Origin of the sequence: Streptomyces ortus, from assembly GCF_026341275.1 — a bacterium.
GTDB classification, from domain to species: Bacteria; Actinomycetota; Actinomycetes; order Streptomycetales; family Streptomycetaceae; genus Streptomyces; species Streptomyces ortus.
Genome location: NZ_JAIFZO010000002.1, coordinates 2,752,024 through 2,771,047, shown reverse-complemented (window position 1 = coordinate 2,771,047; position 19,024 = coordinate 2,752,024). Strand labels below are relative to the sequence as shown.

Below are 19,024 nucleotides of genomic sequence, written 5' to 3'. Positions count from 1 at the left end.
CGAAATCCAAGCTAGGATGGCTTCCTGTCAGAGCACAGGAGGCCATCTCCCATGTACGAACCGATCCGCACCAAGTCGGTCCACACGATGGCCGGCACCGCCGACTTTCCCCATCGGTCGCGCGAGGAGGAGCTGGACATCCAGCTCGCCGGTCATTTCGCGGCACTGCTCGCGGTCACGGACGAGCTCCGCGGGCTCGAACCGTCCGCGTCCGCCGAGCTCGAAGCCGCCGCGGAGCGGCTGGCCGAGCAGGTGACGCGGTTGCGCGGGGGGCGCCCGCCCGTTCGTGCGGCTGTCGCGTCCGCCGACGGTGAGGGGCTGGGGACGCTGTCCGTCGGGTTGCATCAGCGGGCGCACGCGCTGGCGGGGCGCGCGCTTGTCGTCGCCGCGTCGCGGGCCGATACGGCGGGGGCGATCCTCGCCGCCGAGCGTATGGATGTGCATGCGGCGGCCGTGGCCGCTGCCACTGCGGAGCCGGCGCTCACCCCACGCTGAGCCGAGGGCTCACGCCCTCCCCTGGTCGGCCCCGGTCCGCGCGCACCCGCAGCGACGCGCGGACCGGGTGCCATGCACGTGGAAGGGCCGCCCCTCAAGGGTGCGGCCCTTCTTCGCGCCCCCACACAGCCTCCACCACCTCCTACGTACGACCCGCCCGGGGCTGACCGCGCAGTTCCCCGCGCCCCTAAAGAACGGGCTGCGCCCCGCCACCCTTCAGCCCGTCCGGCGTTTGAGGACGCGGGGGTTCGGGGGCCGGCCCCGGAAAGGAAGGAAAGGGTCCGGTTGCGTACTGGGATGCGGTCGTCACCCCCTGTTCATGCGATGCGGCGGGGAACGTCGGATTCCGGGAGCACGCTCCGGATGTGAGACGAATCATCGCCATCGTCCTGGCGGTATTCCTGATCGGCGGAGTGGCAGCAGCCGTCGTAGCGGGCCGCGAAGACCAGGACAGCAGCACGGCAACGAAGACCGTGCAGGGAGTGATCGGGTCGGAGAAGGCGGAGTTCTTCGCCGACCCGGATGTGGTGAAGGCCCTGGCTGCCAGGGGCTACACCGTGGAGACGGAGACCTCCGGGTCCTGGGCCATGGAGGGACTCGACCTCAAGGGGTACGACTTCGCATTCCCCTCCAGCCAGGCGCCCGCCGCGGAACTGGCCTCGAAGTACCACGTACGGCAGCCCCTCCCCCGCCCCTTCTACTCGCCCCTCGTGGTCGTGGCGCACCGCACCGCCGCCGAGGTGCTGGCGGACAACGGACTCGCGGTCCTCGGTGACAAGGGCGGGGGCGAGGGAGGGGGCGAGGAAGGGGGCGACGACACAGGCAACGGCACCCTCAGCATGAAGGCCTACCTCAAGGCCGCCCAGGGCAACCGGACCTGGCAGCAGCTCAAGGGGACCCAGGACCACGGCGAACTGACCGGCACGCTCTTCATCTCCACCACCGACCCCACCAGTTCGAACTCAGGCGCGCTATACCTCGCCGCCGCCTCCTACGTCGCGGACGGCGGCCGGGTCGCCGACGGCACCGCCGCCGTCGACCGCACCGCACCCCTGATGCGCAAGCTGATCAGCGTCCAGGGCTCCCAGCAGACCAGCACGGACGCCGCCTTCCGCGACTTCGTCAGCGGCGTCGGCAACCCGCTGGTCCTGGTGTACGAGTCCCAGGTCGCCGCCCTCCTTGCCGGTGACCAGGGTGGCGGCGAGAAGGGCGACGACGATCTGGTCGTTCTCTATCCGGACACCACCGCCAACAGCGACCACACGGTCGTCCCCCTCACGGCGGAGGGCCGTGCCCTCGGTGAACTGCTGGGCACCGACAAGGAGTTGCGCAGGCTCGCGGTGCGGCACGGGTTCCGCCCCCAGGGCGCGGCCGACGAGTTCACGGCGGCCACCGACGCCCACACCACCTACCTCAACCAGACGCTGACCGGCGTCCGGCAGGTGCCCGTGCCCGCCTCCAAGGTGCTGCACGAGATGGCACGTCGGGCCCGGGACCAGGACTAGCGGGGAACAGCACATGAGCAGCAATGAGAAGTCCGACGAGAAGCGCCACGAGAACGGCAACGACTACCTCTTTACTCTTACGCCTCCCGAAGCCGTCGCGGCCGTGCCGAAGGAGAAGGCCGGCGGGCTCGTGCCGGTCGACGAGTCCGTCCGTACGGACATGGCGCGCAAGGCCGCCGAGTACGTCGAGGGGCTGGCCGTGCTCGACGCCCGCTCCCCCGCGTTCGCCGGGAAGATCGGTGAGATCGTGGCGCTCGGCTCCGGGGAGATACGCGGGGCCGCCGCCCAGTCGAACCGCATGCTGGAGCGCACGATCCGCGCCCTGCCCGCGAACGGCGAGGACGCCCGGTCCCGGGTCTCGTCCTCGCTGGTCGAACTGCGGCGCACCGTGGAGGACCTGGACCCGCGCGACCTGCCCGGCGGCAGAGCCCGCAAGCTGCTGTCCCGGCTGCCGGGCGGCAACAAGGTCCGCGACCACGTGGCCGCATACGCCTCCGCGCAGGGCACGCTGAACAAGATCGTGGGCTCGTTGCGCGGCGGCCAGGACGAACTGCGGCGCGACAACGCCGCCCTGCAGACCGAACGCGTCCGCCTCTGGGACTCGATGGGCAAGCTCCAGGAGTACGTCGTCCTGACCGAGGCGCTGGACTCTGCGGTCGAAGAGCACATCAGTGGGGTGGAGGCGCGGGATCCGGCCCAGGCGGACACGTTGCGCGCCGACGTCCTCTTCCCCGTACGGCAGAAGCACCAGGACCTGCTCACCCAGCTCGCCGTGTGCGCGCAGGGATACCTGGCGATGGACGTCGTACGCCGCAACAACGAGGAGCTGATCAAGGGCGTCGACCGCGCGGCCACCACCACGGTCTCCGCGCTGCGCATCTCGGTCATGCTCGCCTCCGCACTCGACAACCAGCGCAAGGTCGTCGAGCAGGTCGACGCGCTGCGCGGCACGACGGAGGACCTCATCCGCGGCAACGCCGAGATGCTCGCTACCCAGAGCGGCGAGATCCAGCGCATCGCCGCCGACCCGGCCGTGGGGGCGGAGACGCTGCGCTCGGCCTTCCAACAGATCTACCAGACCCTTGACACCATCGACACGTACAAGGCCCGGGCCACGGAGACGATGGCGGCGACGGTGGAGTCCCTGACCTCCGAACTCCAGCACGCCACCGCGTACTTGGAGCGGAGCCGCGCCCAGGGCGCCCTGGAGGGAGGTCTCACGTGAACCGTCCTGCAAACCGTCCGCCCCGGTCCGTGCCCACCCGCCGGGCCGCAGTAACCGTCGCGCTGGTACTGGCGACCGCCGGATGTACGTCTGCCGTGGAGGGGACGGGTGCTCCGGAGAACAAGCCCGCGCCCGGCATCCTCCGCATCCTCGCCTCCAGCGAGCTGTCCGACATGCGCCCCGTTCTCGACCAGGTCCACAAGGACACCGGCATCAAGGTCCGCCCCACCTACATCGGCACCCTCGACGCCGTCGAATTGCTGGCGAAGGGGAAGGCGGCGGGCGCCTACGACGCCGTCTGGCTGTCCAGCAACGACTACCTCCGCCTCGACCCCGCCGCCGCGCGGCAGGTCGTGTCCCAGACCCCGGTGATGTCCAGCCCGCTGGCCGTCGGGGTGAAGGACGCCACCGTACGGAGGCTGGGGTGGGAGCCCGAGGACGTCACCTGGGCCGATATCGAGAAGGCCGTGCGCGACGACGGGCTGACCTACGGCATGACCGACCCCTCCCGTTCCCACTCGGGGTTCTCCACCCTCGTATCCGTGGCCTCGGGTCTCTCGCACGCCCAGTCCGCGCTGACGGATGACGACGTGAGGGAGGCGACACCCCGGCTGACGGAGTTCTTCAAGGGGCAGAGGCTGACGTCGGGGTCGTCGGGCTGGCTGGCCGAGGCGTACGACCGGCGCGGTGACGTCGACGCGCTGCTCAACTACGAGTCGGTGCTGGAGTCGCGGAGGGATCTGACGGTGATCCGGCCGCGGGACGGCGTCGTCACCGCCGACTATCCGCTCTCCTCCCTGGCGTCCACGAGCCGGGAGGTCCGTGAGGACGTCGGACGGCTCACCGAGGCCTTGCGTACCCCGGCGGCCCAGCGGCTGATCACCGAGCGGACGCTGCGCCGGCCCGTCGTGCCCTCCGTGCCGCCCGCGGCGGGGCTCGACACCACCCGGCGGCGCGAACTGCCGTTCCCGGGCAGCCGTTCCGTCGCCGACGGGCTCCTCGACTCGTACGAGAACAAGCTGCGACGGCCCTCGCGGACCGTGTACGTGCTCGACACCTCGGGCTCGATGGGTGAGGACGGGCGGCTCGGGCGGCTGAAGAAGGCGCTCACCGATCTCACCGGCGACTTCCGCGAGCGCGAGGAGGTGACGCTGATGCCGTTCGGCTCGGCCGTCAAGAGCGTACGCACGCATGTGGTGCGGCCCGAGGATCCGCGCTCGGGGCTCGACGCGATCCGCCGTGACACACGGGCGCTCAGCGCGGCGGGTGACACCGCGATCTACACGTCGTTGCGGAAGGCCTACGAGCAGTTGGAGGCCGACACCGACACGTTCACGTCGGTCGTGCTGATGACGGACGGGGAGAACACGACGGGCGCCGGGCCTGCGGAGTTCGACCGGTTCTACGGGCGGCTGTCCGCGGACGAGCGGCGGATTCCCGTCTTCCCGATCCTGTTCGGCGACTCCGACCGCGGCGAGCTGGAACACATCGCCGAGCTGACCGGCGGCCGTCTCTTCGACGCGCGGCGGGGCTCGCTGGACGGCGCCTTCAAGGAGATCCGTGGATACCAGTGAGCGTGGCAGGGCCGGCGGGCTTCTCGGGTTTCTGGAGTCCCGTAAGAATCTCGCGGGGAGCGCCTGCGGGATCGTCGGGCTCGGGCTGACCTTCGCGGGAGTCGCGGGGGTGTACTGGCCCGTCGTCGTCGTGGGGTTGTACGGCGCGGGCGCGCTGATCGCCCCGCCGGAACGGCCGCCGCTGCCGGACTTCCCGGATCCGTCCGCGCAGTTGGACGGTATACGTGCCGACTTCGGGGCGTTGCGGGCCTACCTCGCCGGTGTCGAGCTGCCGCCCGCCGCCGCCGGGCGGCTGACCGAGCTGACCGAGCTGTTGGCCGCGCTGCTCGATCCCGGGTGGGTCGCCGAGGTCCTCGCGCGGGACCCGGAGGGGGTGCACGCGCTGTCCCGGGCCGTGCGGACGGATGTGCCGGAGGCCGTCGACACGTTCGTACGGACGCGGTGGTGGACGCGGTTGGCGCCCGGTACGGAGGCGCCCGAGCGGCATCTTGAGCGGCAGCTCGCGCTGCTGCACGAGGAGGCGGAAGCCCTGGCCGCCGGGCTGCGCGAGACGGAGGCCCGGCGTCAGGAGTCCCACACCCGCTATCTGGAGGACCGGGCGTAGGCCGGGGCCCTGCGGAGAGTGGACTCAGCGCGCGCCGAACTCGGTGAGTGCCCGGGCCACGATCGTCTCCAGTTGCTCATGGTGTGCGCCCCGCCAGTACGCCCGCCCGCACTCCGCGCACTTCGCGAACACGTCGTACGACCGTCGCGTACCCCCTTGGAGCTGCTCGGCGACCTCGTCCTTCGAGGCCTCTGCCAGCAGTCCGTTGCATGCGGTGCAGCGGGTCCAGGGGTGCAGGGCGGGGGCGAAACGGCTCAGTACGTCCCGTAGTTGTTCATCCGGTCGCGTGCTGTGGACGAACGCTCCGGACCACAGTTCCCGGCGTCTCAGCAGGCCGCGGTCCCGGCTGAGCAGCACCCGGCGTTCGGCCGCGGAGCGGGCCGCGAGCGCGGGATCGCCGATGTCCGGCGACTCGTACGCGGCGTCGACACCGAGCAGCCGCAGCCTGCGCGCCAGCGTGCCCAGGTGGACGTCGAGCAGGAACCGCAGCGGAGCGCCCGGCACCGGCTGAGGGCGCTCGACCGCGCGTACCTCGACGGAGTCGGCCGCCGCGGGAAGATGCGAGACGGTCACCGGGTGGCCGTTCACCACGAGTTCCCCGACCTCGGTCAGCGGGACGCCCAGCGACTCGACGACGTGGCCCAGCGTGGAGGAGCCGTCGGTGGCGACCGGCGTGGCCCCCGACCGGCGTCCGTGCGGGACGAACACCCGCAGTCCGGGGGCGAATTCGAGCTGGATCTCCGGTCCGTTCACCGGGTCAGGATGACATGCGGGGCGGGCCCGTGGCCTCAGGGTTTTCCCGGAGCGAGCCCTCGTTCCAGGATGTCCAGGGCCCGGTCGACCAGGACGCCGAGGTCGTCCTCGTGTCCGTGCTCGGCCCAGTACAGGGACACCTCCGTCAGACCGCTCATCAGAGACATCGCGAGGACGCGCACCTCGAAGCCGTCCGGTGTCCGGCCGGTGCGCTCGCCGATGGTCCGGCAGAGCAGTCGGCCGGTGTCGGCCATGCTCTCCGTCATCCGGGTGCGCACGGCGGGCACTTCGACCATCAGCCTGGTCCGCAGCCGGGCCGCCTCGGGGTCCTCCGGGGCGCCGAGGGCGATGCCCGCCCTGAGCACGTGCCGGAGGGAGTCGCGCCAGGGTTCGCCGGCCGGGCGGGCGCGCAGCTCCGCCACCAGGAGCGGCGCGTAGTCGTCCGGGAGGAGGATGTCCTCCTTGGCCGGGAAGTAGCGCAGGACCGTGGAAGGCGACACCTCGGCCCGCTCGGCGATCCGCTCGATCGTCGTCGCGTCGTACCCCTGCTCGCGGATCAGCCGGTACGTCGCCTCACGGATGGCCGTGCGTGTCCTGATTTTCTTGCGCTCCCGCAGTCCCGGCCCGGGGCGGGCCGCTGGGGCGTCGGGAGGCGGTGTACGTGCGGCCGTCATGGCGGTCATTGTCGGGCATCCGCCGGTGGCGGGGCCATGTCCGGGACGGCCGCCGCGGAGCGCCGGCCCGGCTATCCGTACCGGTAGGCCACCATCGAGATGCCGATGTAGTGCGCGATGAACGCCGCGAGCGTGAGTGAGTGGAAGACCTCGTGGAAGCCGAACCAGCGCGGTGAGGGGTTGGGGCGCTTGAGCGCGTAGATCACTCCGCCGGCGCTGTAGAGGAGGCCGCCCACGATTACCAGGACCAGGACGGCGACGCCGCCGGCCCGCATGAAGTCGGGGAGGAAGAAGACGGCGGCCCAGCCCATCGCGATGTAGCAGGGCGTGTAGAGCCAGCGCGGCGCGCCGATCCAGAAGACCCGGAAGGCGATGCCCGCGAGCGCCGCGCCCCAGATGCCCCACAGCAGCCACTTCCCCTTGCTCTCCGGAAGCAGCAGCATCGTCAGCGGGGTGTAGGAGCCCGCGATGATCAGGAAGATGTTCGCGTGGTCGAGTCTGCGCAGCACGCCGTCCATGCGCGGGCTCCACGTGCCGCGGTGGTAGATGGCGCTGACCCCGAACAGCAGGCAGGCCGTCAGGACGAAGACCGCGCAGGCCGCGCGGGCGCGGGTCGAGCCGGCGAGGGCCGTCAGGACCAGGCCGGAGACGAGGACCGCCGGGAACATTCCGGCGTGCAGCCAGCCGCGAAGTCTTGGTTTGACGGGGTGCGGCAGGGAGAGCGCTTCGGCGACACGGTCGACGACCGGCGATTCCGCAGAGGCGTCAGGGCTGGGCGCAGTCATGCCATACATCGTACCTACGGAACCGTAAGTTACGTATCAGTCGGCCGCCGGAAGCACGACAAGTGGCGATGCTCACTCCGCTCAGGTGTGAGGCCCTCTGGACATATGCGCGCACGCGTCGGATGATCAAATGAGTGCGGTCGGCACCGGATGAGCGCCAGGAAGATCGATATCCACCGAAAAGATCGATTGAGGGCAGTGAGAATCGGTGACGATCGGTGAGTATCGATCACGTGAAGCATCCGGGTCGCAGCCCCCACGGGGCACAAAAAACAAAAACCCCTCATCTAGGAGCGATCGTGGCGCGCGACATCGCGGCTCCCTCGTCCGACACCGTCCCCACCAACCATCAGGAACTGATCTCGTGGGTCAACGAGATCGCCGAACTGACGCAGCCGGACAGTGTGGTCTGGTGTGACGGCTCAGAGGCCGAATACGAGCGACTGAGCGAGGAGCTCGTCCGCAAGGGCACCTTCAAGAAGCTCGACCCGATCAAGCGCCCGAACTCCTACTACGCCGCCTCCGACCCGACCGATGTCGCCCGGGTCGAGGACCGGACGTTCATCTGCTCCGAGGACGAGGCGGACGCGGGCCCGACCAACCACTGGAAGGACCCCGCCGAGATGCGGGAGGTCTTCCAGGGCAAGGAGGGCAACGGAGGGATCTTCCGCGGCTCGATGCGCGGCCGGACGATGTACGTCGTCCCGTTCTGCATGGGCCCCCTCGGCTCCGACCTCTCCGCCATCGGGGTCGAGATCACCGACTCCGCGTACGTCGCCGTGTCCATGCGCACCATGACCCGGATGGGCCGCCCGGTCCTCGACGAACTCGGCTCCGACGGTTTCTTCGTGCGTGCTGTGCACACGCTCGGGGCGCCGCTGGAGGAGGGCGAGGCGGACGTCCCGTGGCCGTGCAACTCCACGAAGTACATCTCGCACTTCCCGGAGACCCGCGAGATCTGGTCGTACGGCTCCGGGTACGGCGGCAACGCGCTGCTCGGCAAGAAGTGCTACGCACTGCGCATCGCCTCCGTCATGGCCCGTGACGAGGGCTGGCTCGCCGAGCACATGCTCATCCTGAAGCTCACGCCTCCGCAGGGAGAGTCGAAGTACGTCGCCGCCGCGTTCCCCAGTGCCTGCGGCAAGACGAACCTCGCGATGCTGGAGCCGACGGTGCGCGGCTGGACCGTCGAGACCATCGGCGACGACATCGCGTGGATGCGCTTCGGCGAGGACGGGCGGCTGTACGCCATCAACCCCGAGGCCGGTTTCTTCGGCGTCGCGCCCGGCACCGGTGAGCACACCAACGCCAACGCGATGAAGACGCTGTGGGGCAACTCCGTCTTCACCAACGTCGCCCTCACCGACGACAACGACGTGTGGTGGGAGGGTATGACCGAGGAGACGCCCGCCCATCTGACGGACTGGAAGGGCAACGACTGGACGCCCGAGTCAGGCGTCCCGGCGGCGCACCCGAACGCCCGGTTCACCACGCCCGCCGCGCAGTGCCCGATCATCGCGCCCGAGTGGGAGGACCCGCGGGGCGTGCCGATCTCGGCGATCCTCTTCGGTGGCCGCCGGGCCACGGCCGTGCCGCTGGTGACGGAGTCCTTCGACTGGAACCACGGTGTCTTCCTCGGGGCGAACGTCGCCTCCGAGAAGACCGCCGCCGCCGAGGGCAAGGTCGGTGAGCTGCGCCGCGACCCGTTCGCGATGCTGCCGTTCTGCGGTTACAACATGGGCGACTACATGGGCCACTGGGTCGATGTCGCCAAGGGCAAGGACCAGGCGAAGCTGCCGAAGATCTACTACGTCAACTGGTTCCGCAAGAACGACGAGGGCAAGTTCGTCTGGCCCGGCTTCGGCGAGAACAGCCGGGTCCTGAAGTGGATCGTGGACCGCCTCGACGGGCGGGCCGAGGGCGTCGAGACGCCGATCGGGGTGCTGCCCGCGAAGGGCGCGCTCGACACGGAGGGTCTCGAACTCTCCGAGTCCGACCTCGACTTCCTGCTCACGGTCGACAAGGAGGTCTGGCGCGAGGAGGCCGCGCTGGTGCCGGAGCACCTGAACACGTTCGGTGAGCACACGCCGGTGGAGCTGTGGGACGAGTACCGGGCCTTGGTCAAGCGTCTGGGCTGACGCCCACCGTTGTTCTCAAGCGCCGGACGGGCTGAGTGATCAGCCGTCCGGCGCTTGAGGTATGTGGCCGGGTGCGGGCGCGTCGTGGCTGGGGTGCGCAGTTCCCCGCGCCCCTAAAGGCAAAAGGTTGCGCCGTTGCCCGCGCCCCTAAAGGCAAAAGGTTGCGCCGTTCCCCGCGCCCCTGGAAGATCAGGGCTGCCTGGCGTCTCCCTTTCCGCACGCCGTGCCGTCCCCGTTGCGGTCCAGGCGTAGAGGGTCGTCGTTGCCGTTGATCTTCAGGGGGCCGTAGTCGTTGGACTTCAGCCAGGTGCAGCGGGACGCTGTCGTCCCCTTGACCGTCTTCGGGAAGACCGTCGGGACGCAGACGTTCGCGGAGCCGTAGTGGCGGTCGCAGCCCGCGACGGTCGGGCTCACCTTCGCCGACGCGCGCTTCTTGCCGGGCGCGACGACCTTCCCTTCGAGGGAGTCCGCGAAGGAGTGGACGTGGCCCGAGGGGGCCGCCGCCGCGGACGGGCCCTGGAGGTGGACCCACTTCGCCACCGACGGCACCCCGTTCGCGTCGACCGCGAAGAGCATGTACCAGCCGGGCGGGGCGAGGTTCGGGTTGCTCGTCACGTTCAGGTCGACGTTGTTCCCGTCGACGGAGAGCGGCAGGTCCACGAAGCGCTGGTTCGGGTCGGAGGAGTGCGTCACCGCGGCCGGGCGGATCAGTTCGGCCCTGGCGATGGACCGGTCGACCGTGATGCGCTGCGTGTCGCCGTACGTCCACTCGGTGTCGATCAGTGAAGTGATCGCCGGGCGCGGGCCCTTGAGCAGGTACGGCGGGGTGTAGACGGACACGTTGTGGTTCCAGCTGCCGTTGCCCGGGTTGTCGCCGGTCGCCATCACCCGGCCGTCCGGGAGCAGGAACGCCGACGAGTGGTAGCCGCGGGCCTCGGGGTCGGCGGCCACCGGGTCGAAGGTGTTCGTCGCCGGGTCGTAGAGCGACGACTCGTACACCGGGTTGGCGCGGTTGTGCAGGGCGCCGCCGGTCTCCAGGACCTTCCCGTCGGGCAGCAGCACGGCGGAGACGTACATCTTGCCCTGGGCGCCGGTCTGCGCGACCTTGCCGTTGCCGAGGTCGACGGTGCCCTGCGGGAGCGGCGGCCCGGCGGCGTACACGGGGTTCGCGGACTTGAGGTCGATGAGGTCGGTCAGCCGGTTCGCGTCGGGGTTGGAGTCGATGTTGCCGCCGCCGATGGTGAGGACCTTCTGGTCCTGGGCCGGGGGCAGCAGCACGCTGGCCGACTGGTCGCGTTCGTCCTTGCGCTGCAGGCCGGGCACCTGCGTGGTGGTGTTGGCGTCGTAGTCGTAGATCGCCGAGCCCGTGCCGGGGATGTTGTTGCCGAAGGTGTGGCTGCCCGTGTAGAAGAGGCGGCCGTCCTGCATCAGGACCATCGTCGGGTACAGCCCCCAGTACGACCAGGTCTGGTTGACCTGCCACAGCGGCAGCCACTTGTTCTCGGCGTCCGACCAGCGCTCGGCCGTCACGGAGCCGGTGGAGTCCTCCTTCAGCCCGCCGAAGGAGAGCACGTCACCGTTGCCGAGGATCGTCGCCGACGGATACCAGTGCCCGTCGTTCATGTCGTTGGTCCTGCTGTACGTCTCGGTGACCGGGTCGAAGAGGTACGAGTCCTTGTAGCCCTGGTAGCCGATCGTGCCGTCGGCGGACGGATAGCCGTTGTTGCCGCTCATGACGAGGACCCGGCCGTCGTCGAGCTGCACATGGCCCGCGCAGAACATGTCCTTGGGCGTGGGGATCTGCTTGTAGGTGCCGGTCTGCGGGTTGTAGACCGCGCTGGTGAACGTGCCCGCCTCGAACATCTCCTCGCTGTTGCCCGAGCCGGCGATCAGCAGCACCTTGCCGTTGTTGAGGACGACCGAGTGCATGGAGCGGACCGGGTTCTGCGTGGGCAGCACGTCCCAGCGGCCGTTGGCGCACTGCTCGGCCGTGCCCGTGCACACCGGGTCGGGTACCGGGTCGGCGACCTGGTCCATCGTGTAGTCGTCGGTGGTCGCGGAGCCGGTGCCGTAGACGGAGACACCCCAGCTGATCCGGTCGGTGCCCGCGGGGACCTCGGGGGTACGGACCGTCGCCTCGGACCAGTTCGCGCTGATCGGGAGCGTCTTGAGGTCGGTCCAGTACTGCCAGCCGGCGGTGGTGTCGTGCCGGAAGAGCGTGAGGGAGGTGTCCGGGGTCGTCGACTTGTACCAGAGCCCGAGGTCGTACTGCCTGCCGACGCTCACCACGGGCGCGCACTCGGCGGACTCGGTGATCAGCGCCTTGCGGTCGCCCTCGGTACGGCGGGTCAGCTCGACCTTCATGGCCTTGGAACCGGTGTGGGCACCGCCCACGGTGGAGAAGGTGAAGTCGTTGTCGCCCCAGCCGGACCTCTCCCAGCAGTACGGCATGCCGTCGCCGCCCGTGCCCGCGGTCTCGAAGCCGGGGTTCTTCACGAGGTTGGCGGCGGAGGCGGGCTGGGGGACGGAGAGGAGCAGCCCCGAGGTGAGGGCTCCGACGGCGAGCAGGGTGGTGGTACGGCGTCTGTGCCGTACGGGTCGTCCGAACATCAGCTGGATCTCCTTGGGGTGCGGCTCCTTGGGATGCGGCTCCTCGTACGGCGGTTCTTGCCCGCCGCCATGCCGTAGACCAGAGCCTCCGTGCCCGCGAACCGCAGCACGAAGGTCGTCACCAGGGCGAGGGCCGTGGCGGTGAGCGCGCTCAGGCCGAACTGCCCCACGAGCAGCGCGATCAGCGGGATGCGCAGCACCAGGTCGGCGTTGGCGAGCAGCGCGAACCGGCCGGCCCTGTCCCACCAGGGCCGGTGCTGCCGCCGGTCCCGGAAGCAGAGGTGCTCGATGAGCAGGAAGTTCCAGGCGACCCCGAACTGGTTGGCGACGATCTCGGCGGGCAGATAGTGCGTCCCGGCGGCCGTCAGGGCCCACAGGCCCAGGAGGTTGGGCAGGAAACCCGTCGCGCCGATCAGCCCGAAGACCACCATCCGGGCCACCGGCGAGGCCGTGCGCAGTCCGGCGAGGTGCCGCAGGAAGCGGACGCCCTCCCGCGCACTCGACTTGGACTCCCCCGCGAACCGGTCCTGGAAGACGAACGGCACCTCGGTGACCTGGCGCGGCCTGGCCCGTACGGCCATTTCGAGCAGGATCTTGTAGCCGAGCGGCTTCAGGACGTCCGCGGTGACCGCGCTGCGGCGGATCGCGAAGAAGCCGCTCATCGGGTCGCTGATGCCGCGCAGCCGGTGCGGGAACAGCGTTTTCGTCAGCCAGGTGGCGCCGCGCGAGACGGCGACGCGGTAGCCGCCCGCCAGTCCCTCGCGGCTGCCGCCCTTGATGTAGCGGGAGGCGACGACCAGTCCGGCGGGGGCGCGTTCGCCCGCGGCCACCAACTCGGGGACCAGGGACGGTGGATGCTGCAGGTCGCCGTCCATGACGACGACCCAGTCGGAGGTCGCCGCCCGCAGGCCCTCGACGACGGCCCCGCCGAGCCCGCCGACGGGGCTCTCCCGGTGCAGCAAGGTCACCGGGTACGGGCAGTCGCGGGCGGCCTCGCGGATCACCTCGGGGGTGTCGTCGGTGGAGTCGTCCACGAAGACGACTTCGCAGGGCAGCCGCGCGGGCACGGAGGCGGTGATCTGCCGCAGCAGCTCACGGACGTTCGCGGACTCGTTGAAGGTGGGCACGACGATGGTGACCGCGCCGGGCTCGGGGAGCGGGGAGGCCGCGCGCAGGGCCGGGTCGCCCAACTCCCCCGGCACGATGTGCCCGTCGACGGACTCGTACGTCATCGGTCGCCGCCTTCCGTGGCGGCGGCGCCCGCGGAGTCGGCCGCGTCCGCGGTACCCGCGGTGCTCCGTCTGCTGGCCCTGCTCTCCTTGCCGCCGTTCTCGATCCGCCGGATCTCGATGCGGTCCGGGCCCTCGCCGAAGGTGGCGACCGGTGCCGAGTGCCTCATCGCCTGCCTGACGTTGGGCAGGTCGACGGCGTCGCGCCGCACGGTCGGCGAGGCGACGACGTAGTCGAGGTCGCGCCAGCCGCGCGGCATCGTCCTCGTCACGGCGGGGTCGAGGTCCGCCTTGTAGAACCAGATGACGCCGAGGCCGGGCTGGTAGCCGGCGTGCACGAGGTCGAGCCAGAGCGCGTCGTCGACCAGGACACGGGTGTCCCGGGGGTTGTCGACCTCGGTGGCCAGCCACTGGGAGGCGGCCCGGTAGGGGGCGTTGGCGTCGGTGGTCGCGGCGGTGCGGGCGCCGTCGTACCAGGGCGGCACGACGTACACGGCCGAGACCGCCACCAGCAGCGCGGCGACCGCGTACCGCCCTCGGGTGACGTACGTGCTCTCGTCGGTGGTGCGCCATCTGCGCAGCACGCCGTGGGCGACGCTCGCGGTGCCTCCGGCGAGGACCAGCGCGAGGAACGGCAGGGCCTGGATGACGTACATCGCGGGCAGGTAGCCGTTCGGGCGCAGGGCGACCAGGGCGAGGACGGCGACGGTGAGGGCGGGTCCCGCGAGGGCGCGGGCGGTGACCGACCAGCGCCAGGTGACCAGGAGGAGCAGGGCTCCGGCCAGGCCGCCCAGCGGCAGGACGCGGTCGTAGTAGAGCCAGGACCGCAGGACCTCGTTCGAGCCGGAGCCCTCGTCGAGGATGAAGCCCGAACCGGGCCTGGTCAGCTGGTACCGGAGGCCGTCCCAGAGCGAGACGTGTCCGGCGCCGGGGAACAGCTCGCCCTTGAGGAGGGCGAAGAGCGGGTACGACATGCCGATCAGGACGCAGGCCGTGACGGCTCCGGTGAGGGCGAACTTGCGGGTGTCGCGGTGGCTGTGGCGCCACATGGTGACGAGCACGGCGGGCAGGACGAAGATCATGGTCTCTTTGGTGAGCACCGCCGCCGCGGCGGCGAGTCCCGCCCCGAAGTGGTGCCAGAGATGGCGGCTCGGGGAGGCGGCGAGGCAGAACGCGAGCAGCGTCCACATCACCGCGATGTTGTCGAGGAAGATCTCGCGCTGCAGGACGACGGAGAGCGGTGAGAGGCCGAACAGCAGGAGCGCGAGGGCGGCGGCCCAGCGCGGCAGGGACAGGCGGCGGGCCAGTACGTAGACGAGGACCGCGCTCACCGCGCTGACCAGGAGCATCACGATCCGCATCGAGCCGACGGTCATCGACTCGGGGCTGAGCAGGGACGGTATCCAGGTCAGTGCGGCTATCTGTATCCAGCCGAGGGGCGGGTGGTCGTACCAGTACGTGTAGTGCGCCAGGCCGTCGCCCTGCTGGACGGACCAGGCCTGGGCGAGGTAGGTGCCCTCGTCGTCGCTGAGAGTCGGGTAGTCGGCGATGTTCCAGCCCTGCACGGTCATGACGGCCACGAGGAGTACGCCGCACAGGATGAGGTCGGTCTTCGAACGGCGCAGCCGGGACGGGGCTGTTCGAGGGGCCGAGCCGGTGGTGGGGACAGGTGTGCGCTGCGCGGGGACCTTGGGTGCGGTCACCGCGGGGAGGGTGGAGGTCACGCGGGGACGTCCTCTCGGGACCCGCGGGACGCTGCCGCGGCTTCGGTGGCGGTAGCGGTGTCGGCGCCCTTGCCGAAGTCGTGGCCGGTGTCGGTGAGGTGTGCGCCGACGTGGCTGGTCAGTTCCCAGTCGTCGCGGCCCCGCTGCTCGCGCCAGACGGCCCGGACGGCCGCTCCGGCGAGGAGCACCTGGTAGAAGGGGCCGCCGACGACGAGCTTGAGGTAGTGGACGAAGCGGACGCGCAGCCCGTACTGCCTGCCGAAGTCGTGCAGTCCGACCAGTTCGAAGACGAAGGTGACGAACGCGGTGACGGCCGGCAGGAAGGTGATGAAGGCGATGCCGACGGGGACGTCGAGGAAGAGCGCCACGGCCACGTTGAGCGGGATGATCACGCCGGAGATCGCCTGGAGGTACGGCGTCATCAGGGTGTAGCGGGCGAGCAGGCGCTGGCCGAAGCCGGGGAGCTGCTTCCAGTCCTTCTTGCGGTAGACCTGGAGGAATCCCTGGTTCCACCGGGTGCGCTGCTTCAGGAGCGACATCAGGCTGCCGGGTGTCTCCTCCTTGGTCACCATGTCGGAGTCGTACGCGACGACAACCTTCTTGCCGGTGCTGGAGAGCCGTACTCCCAGGTCACAGTCCTCGGCGAGGCAGTCGGGGTCCCAGCCGTCGGCCTCCCGCAGGACGTCGGTGCGGACGAAGACGGTGTTGCCGCCCAGCGGGATGAAACCTTTCTGCGCATGGAGGTGGAGCCGCGAGCGGAACCAGAAGAAGTACTCCAGGCAGTTGCGCAGGCTGTACCAGCTGGAGTGGAAGTTGATGAGCTGGACGCCGCCCTGCACGACGTCCGCGCCGGTGGTGCGGAAGGCGTGGTCGACGTGCGCGAGCAGCTCCGGGTGGACCTGGTCCTCCGCGTCGAAGACTCCGACGACCTCGCCGCGGCAGTGCGGCAGCGCCGTGTTCATGGCCTTCGGCTTGTTCTTCTTCTCGTGGGTGTCGACGACCACACGGACGCGCGGGTCGCGGGCCTCGGCGCGCCGGGCCACCTCGGTGGTGTCCGGGTCGTCGTGGCCGACGATCACGATGACCTCGAAGTCGGTGTGGCTGGATTCCAGCAGGCGCCGGACGGTGTGGTCGAGGACGGCCTGTTCGTGTCTCGCGGGCAGCAGCAGCGAGAAGGACACGTGCTCGCCCCCGTCCGGACTGCTGAACCGGGTGGAGGCGAGCACCTCGGGCGTGCGCCACGCGTGCATCTGCCACCACAGGGTGAAAGCAGCCATCCAGAAAAGGGCGAGCGAAACGACAGCGATGAAGACAGACGCCAGCAAAAGATCCCCCCAGGATCCCCAGAACCCCCTGTCACGACAGCGAGTCACTCCTGTCGTGTCCGGGACAGAGACTATGGGGATTCTGTGAAGTCCGGGAGGTGTTCTGATAAATAGCGTGTTTCGGAATGCTCGGTCGACTAGTAGGACGTATCCGAACACCTGCGCACATCGAACCTCGGCATGCCTGGTGTTTCCCCTGCTCAGCGCCCCAGCGCCGCCCGGAGGCGGTCGACGTCGGTCGTCGGGGCGTCACAGGTGAAGTTACGGCAGACATACGCGGTCGGTTCATTGTCGACAAGTGACCGGTGGGCGAGCAGGGGCAGTTCGTCACTGTCCGCAGTGCCCACGGCGACGACCGCGCCGGGTGCGGTGGCGAGCAGGGCGGCGCGGTGCAGCTCCCGGGTGGCCGGATTGTCACGTGGTCCGACGACGGCCACCTCGCGCGGGCCGTCCAACTGGGCCTCGGCGGTGGCCAGTCCCCAGCCGATGAACCGCGGAGCGCGCGGCCCGAGCGCCTTGACCACGCCCAGCGCCCGCTCGGCGGCGCTCCGATGGGGCTCCGAGCCGGTCTGGGCGGCGTAGCTCAGCAGGGCGCCGGCCGCCGCGCTCCAGCCGGAGGGCGTGGCGTTGTCGGTCGGGTCCTGCGGGCGCCGGATGAGCTTCTCGGCGTCGGCCGCGGTGTCGTACAGGGCTCCCGACTTCTCGTCGGTGAACTGCGTCAGGACGTGGTCGAGCAGGAAGCCGGCGAACTCCAGCCAGACGCCCTCGCCGGTGACCGAGGCCAGCGCGAGGAAGCCCTCCGCGACGTCCGCGTAGTCCTCCAGCACCCCCGCGTGCGCGCCGACACGCCCGTCCTTGCTGGTACGGGCGAGCCGCGCGTGCTCGTCCAGATGGAGCCGGACGAGGAGGTCGGCCGCCGCGACCGCCGCGTCGACGAGGTCGGGGCGGTCGAAGTACGCGCCGGTCTCGGCCAGTGCGGCGATCGCGAGCCCGTTCCAGGCGGCGACGACCTTGTCGTCCCGGCCGGGCGCGGGACGACCGTCGCGCGCCTCCTTCATGCGGGCCTTGACGGACTCGATCCGGGCTGCGTCGAAGACCCGCTCGCTCTGCGGCAGTTGCAGCACGGAGGCGCCCTCCTCGAAGGTGCCCTCCTCGGTCACGCCGAAGTAGTCGGCGGCGAGGCGCGCGTCCTCGTCGCCCAGCACGTCCCGCAGTTGCCGCGGCGTCCACGCGTAGTACGCGCCCTCGACGTGCTTGCCCGTGCCGTCGTCGCTGTCGGCGTCGAGCGCGGAGGCGAAACCGCCCTCGTTCGTGCGCAGTTCGCGGACCATGAAGTCGGCGGTCTCCAGGGCGACCCGGCGGGCGAGATCGCTCCCCGTGGTCCGCCACAGGTGCGCGTACACGCGGCACAGCAGCGCGTTGTCGTAGAGCATCTTCTCGAAATGCGGCACGACCCACTCACGGTCGACGGAGTAGCGGGCGAAGCCGCCGCCGAGCTGGTCGTAGATACCGCCGCGGGCCATGTGCTCACAGGTGTCGGCGGCCATCTGGAGCGCGCCCTCGGACCCGGTGCGGGCGTGGTGGCGCAGCAGGAACTCGACCGCCATGGACGGCGGGAACTTGGGTGCCCCGCCGAAGCCGCCGTGGGTGGCGTCGTAGTCGCGGGTGAGCCCGAGCAGCGCCTGCGCGAGCTCGCCCTCGCCGGGTACCTGGGCGTCGCCGTAGCCGATCTCGCGGCCGGCGAGGTCGCGCACGATCTTCCGGGCGACCTCGCCGACCTCGTCCCGCCGGTCGGTCCACGCACCGCGCACGCCTTCGAGGACCTGCCGGAACGAGGGGCTGCCGTGCCGGGGCGCGGGCGGGAAGTAGGTACCGAAGTAGAACGGTTCGGCGTCGGGCGTCAGGAAGACGGTCATGGGCCAGCCGCCCTGCCCGGTCGCCGCCTGCACGGCCTCCATGTACACGGCGTCGACGTCGGGCCGCTCCTCACGGTCGACCTTGACGTTCACGAAGTGCGCGTTGAGGTAGTCGGCGGTCTGCTCGTCCTCGAACGACTCGTGCGCCATGACGTGGCACCAGTGGCAGCTGCTGTAGCCGACGCTCAGCAGCACCGGTTTACCCGTCCGGCGCGCCTCCTCGAAGGCCTCGGCCGACCAGGGCCACCAGTCGACGGGGTTGTCGGCATGCTGCAGGAGGTAGGGGGACGTCTCGTGGGCCAGTCGGTTCGCCATGCCTCCATCCTGCCGCAGGGACCGGGTGGCGGTGGGGACCGGTGGGGGCGCGCGGCAGGCGTGCACCGGGAGCGGTTGCGGATCGCCCGGGCGCGTCGCGGATCACCGGCGTGGCCCCCGGATCATCCGGTTCCTCCGGGGGTAGGTACTGG

The 19,024-nt window shown here is 70.4% G+C and carries 14 protein-coding genes; 6 read left to right on the top strand and 8 right to left on the bottom strand.

What is annotated here, in order from left to right; all coding sequences use genetic code 11:
- Positions 1 to 51 precede the first annotated feature (51 nt).
- From K3769_RS15460 to K3769_RS15440, 5 genes are all read left to right on the top strand, one after another.
- Complete coding sequence (locus tag K3769_RS15460; protein WP_267027010.1) at positions 52 to 495, top strand: SCO4983 family protein; 444 nt, start codon at positions 52 to 54, stop codon at positions 493 to 495.
- A gap of 365 nt (positions 496 to 860) precedes the next feature.
- A complete protein-coding gene (locus K3769_RS15455; protein ID WP_267027009.1) occupies positions 861 to 2,000 on the top strand; it encodes a substrate-binding domain-containing protein in 1,140 nt (379 codons plus the stop codon).
- Positions 2,001 to 2,013: 13 nt separating this feature from the next.
- Positions 2,014 to 3,225: a toxic anion resistance protein gene (locus K3769_RS15450; RefSeq protein ID WP_267027008.1), complete on the top strand. Its 1,212-nt coding sequence runs from the start codon at positions 2,014 to 2,016 to the stop codon at positions 3,223 to 3,225.
- Positions 3,226 to 3,254: 29 nt separating this feature from the next.
- Positions 3,255 to 4,799: a vWA domain-containing protein gene (locus tag K3769_RS15445; RefSeq protein ID WP_372515150.1), complete on the top strand. Its 1,545-nt coding sequence runs from the start codon at positions 3,255 to 3,257 to the stop codon at positions 4,797 to 4,799.
- Positions 4,786 to 5,403, top strand: coding sequence for a hypothetical protein (locus tag K3769_RS15440; RefSeq protein ID WP_267027006.1), 618 nt, complete (start codon positions 4,786 to 4,788; stop codon positions 5,401 to 5,403). Before K3769_RS15445 ends, K3769_RS15440 begins: the two co-directional genes overlap by 14 nt.
- 24 nt (positions 5,404 to 5,427) lie before the next feature.
- Here the strand turns inward: K3769_RS15440 and K3769_RS15435 are convergent, their stop codons facing one another.
- The 3 genes from K3769_RS15435 to trhA form a co-directional block, all read right to left on the bottom strand.
- Complete coding sequence (locus K3769_RS15435) at positions 5,428 to 6,156, bottom strand: Mut7-C RNAse domain-containing protein (RefSeq protein WP_267027005.1); 729 nt, start codon at positions 6,154 to 6,156, stop codon at positions 5,428 to 5,430.
- A 35-nt stretch (positions 6,157 to 6,191) separates the two neighbouring features.
- Entirely contained in the window at positions 6,192 to 6,830 is a 639-nt protein-coding gene (locus K3769_RS15430) for a TetR/AcrR family transcriptional regulator (protein WP_267027004.1), read from the bottom strand.
- Between the two features lie 71 nt (positions 6,831 to 6,901).
- Entirely contained in the window at positions 6,902 to 7,615 is a 714-nt protein-coding gene (gene trhA, locus K3769_RS15425) for a PAQR family membrane homeostasis protein TrhA (RefSeq protein WP_267027003.1), read from the bottom strand.
- Between the two features lie 299 nt (positions 7,616 to 7,914).
- Here trhA and K3769_RS15420 point away from each other — a divergent pair, with 299 nt between their 5' ends.
- Positions 7,915 to 9,753, top strand: a complete 1,839-nt coding sequence (locus K3769_RS15420) for a phosphoenolpyruvate carboxykinase (GTP) (protein WP_267027002.1) — start codon at positions 7,915 to 7,917, stop codon at positions 9,751 to 9,753.
- A 189-nt stretch (positions 9,754 to 9,942) separates the two neighbouring features.
- Here K3769_RS15420 and K3769_RS15415 read toward each other — a convergent pair whose 3' ends face one another.
- The 5 genes from K3769_RS15415 to K3769_RS15395 form a co-directional block, all read right to left on the bottom strand.
- The gene (locus tag K3769_RS15415; protein ID WP_267027001.1) at positions 9,943 to 12,363 is read right to left on the bottom strand and encodes a galactose oxidase early set domain-containing protein; all 2,421 of its coding nucleotides are present in this window, start codon (positions 12,361 to 12,363) and stop codon (positions 9,943 to 9,945) included.
- Positions 12,363 to 13,595, bottom strand: coding sequence for a glycosyltransferase (locus K3769_RS15410; protein ID WP_267027000.1), 1,233 nt, complete (start codon positions 13,593 to 13,595; stop codon positions 12,363 to 12,365). Before K3769_RS15410 ends, K3769_RS15415 begins: the two co-directional genes overlap by 1 nt.
- Complete coding sequence (locus K3769_RS15405; RefSeq protein ID WP_267026999.1) at positions 13,592 to 15,316, bottom strand: ArnT family glycosyltransferase; 1,725 nt, start codon at positions 15,314 to 15,316, stop codon at positions 13,592 to 13,594. Before K3769_RS15405 ends, K3769_RS15410 begins: the two co-directional genes overlap by 4 nt.
- Positions 15,313 to 16,641 carry a glycosyltransferase gene (locus K3769_RS15400; protein ID WP_267026998.1) on the bottom strand — a complete coding sequence of 443 codons (1,329 nt, stop codon included), beginning with the start codon at positions 16,639 to 16,641 and terminating at the stop codon, positions 15,313 to 15,315. The genes K3769_RS15405 and K3769_RS15400 overlap by 4 nt, the downstream gene beginning before the upstream one ends.
- Positions 16,642 to 16,841: 200 nt before the next feature.
- A complete protein-coding gene (locus tag K3769_RS15395; protein ID WP_267026997.1) occupies positions 16,842 to 18,872 on the bottom strand; it encodes a thioredoxin domain-containing protein in 2,031 nt (676 codons plus the stop codon).
- Positions 18,873 to 19,024 lie beyond the last annotated feature (152 nt).

Excerpts from the sequence above, each read along its gene's own strand:
- K3769_RS15415 (WP_267027001.1), bottom strand. The coding sequence starts at position 12,363 with ATGTTCGGACGACCCGTACGGCACAGACGCCGTACCACCACCCTGCTC.
- trhA (WP_267027003.1), bottom strand. The coding sequence starts at position 7,615 with ATGACTGCGCCCAGCCCTGACGCCTCTGCGGAATCGCCGGTCGTCGAC.
- K3769_RS15410 (WP_267027000.1), bottom strand. The coding sequence starts at position 13,595 with ATGACGTACGAGTCCGTCGACGGGCACATCGTGCCGGGGGAGTTGGGC.
- K3769_RS15450 (WP_267027008.1), top strand. The coding sequence starts at position 2,014 with ATGAGCAGCAATGAGAAGTCCGACGAGAAGCGCCACGAGAACGGCAAC.
- K3769_RS15395 (WP_267026997.1), bottom strand. The coding sequence starts at position 18,872 with ATGGCGAACCGACTGGCCCACGAGACGTCCCCCTACCTCCTGCAGCAT.
- K3769_RS15460 (WP_267027010.1), top strand. The coding sequence starts at position 52 with ATGTACGAACCGATCCGCACCAAGTCGGTCCACACGATGGCCGGCACC.
- K3769_RS15430 (WP_267027004.1), bottom strand. The coding sequence starts at position 6,830 with ATGACGGCCGCACGTACACCGCCTCCCGACGCCCCAGCGGCCCGCCCC.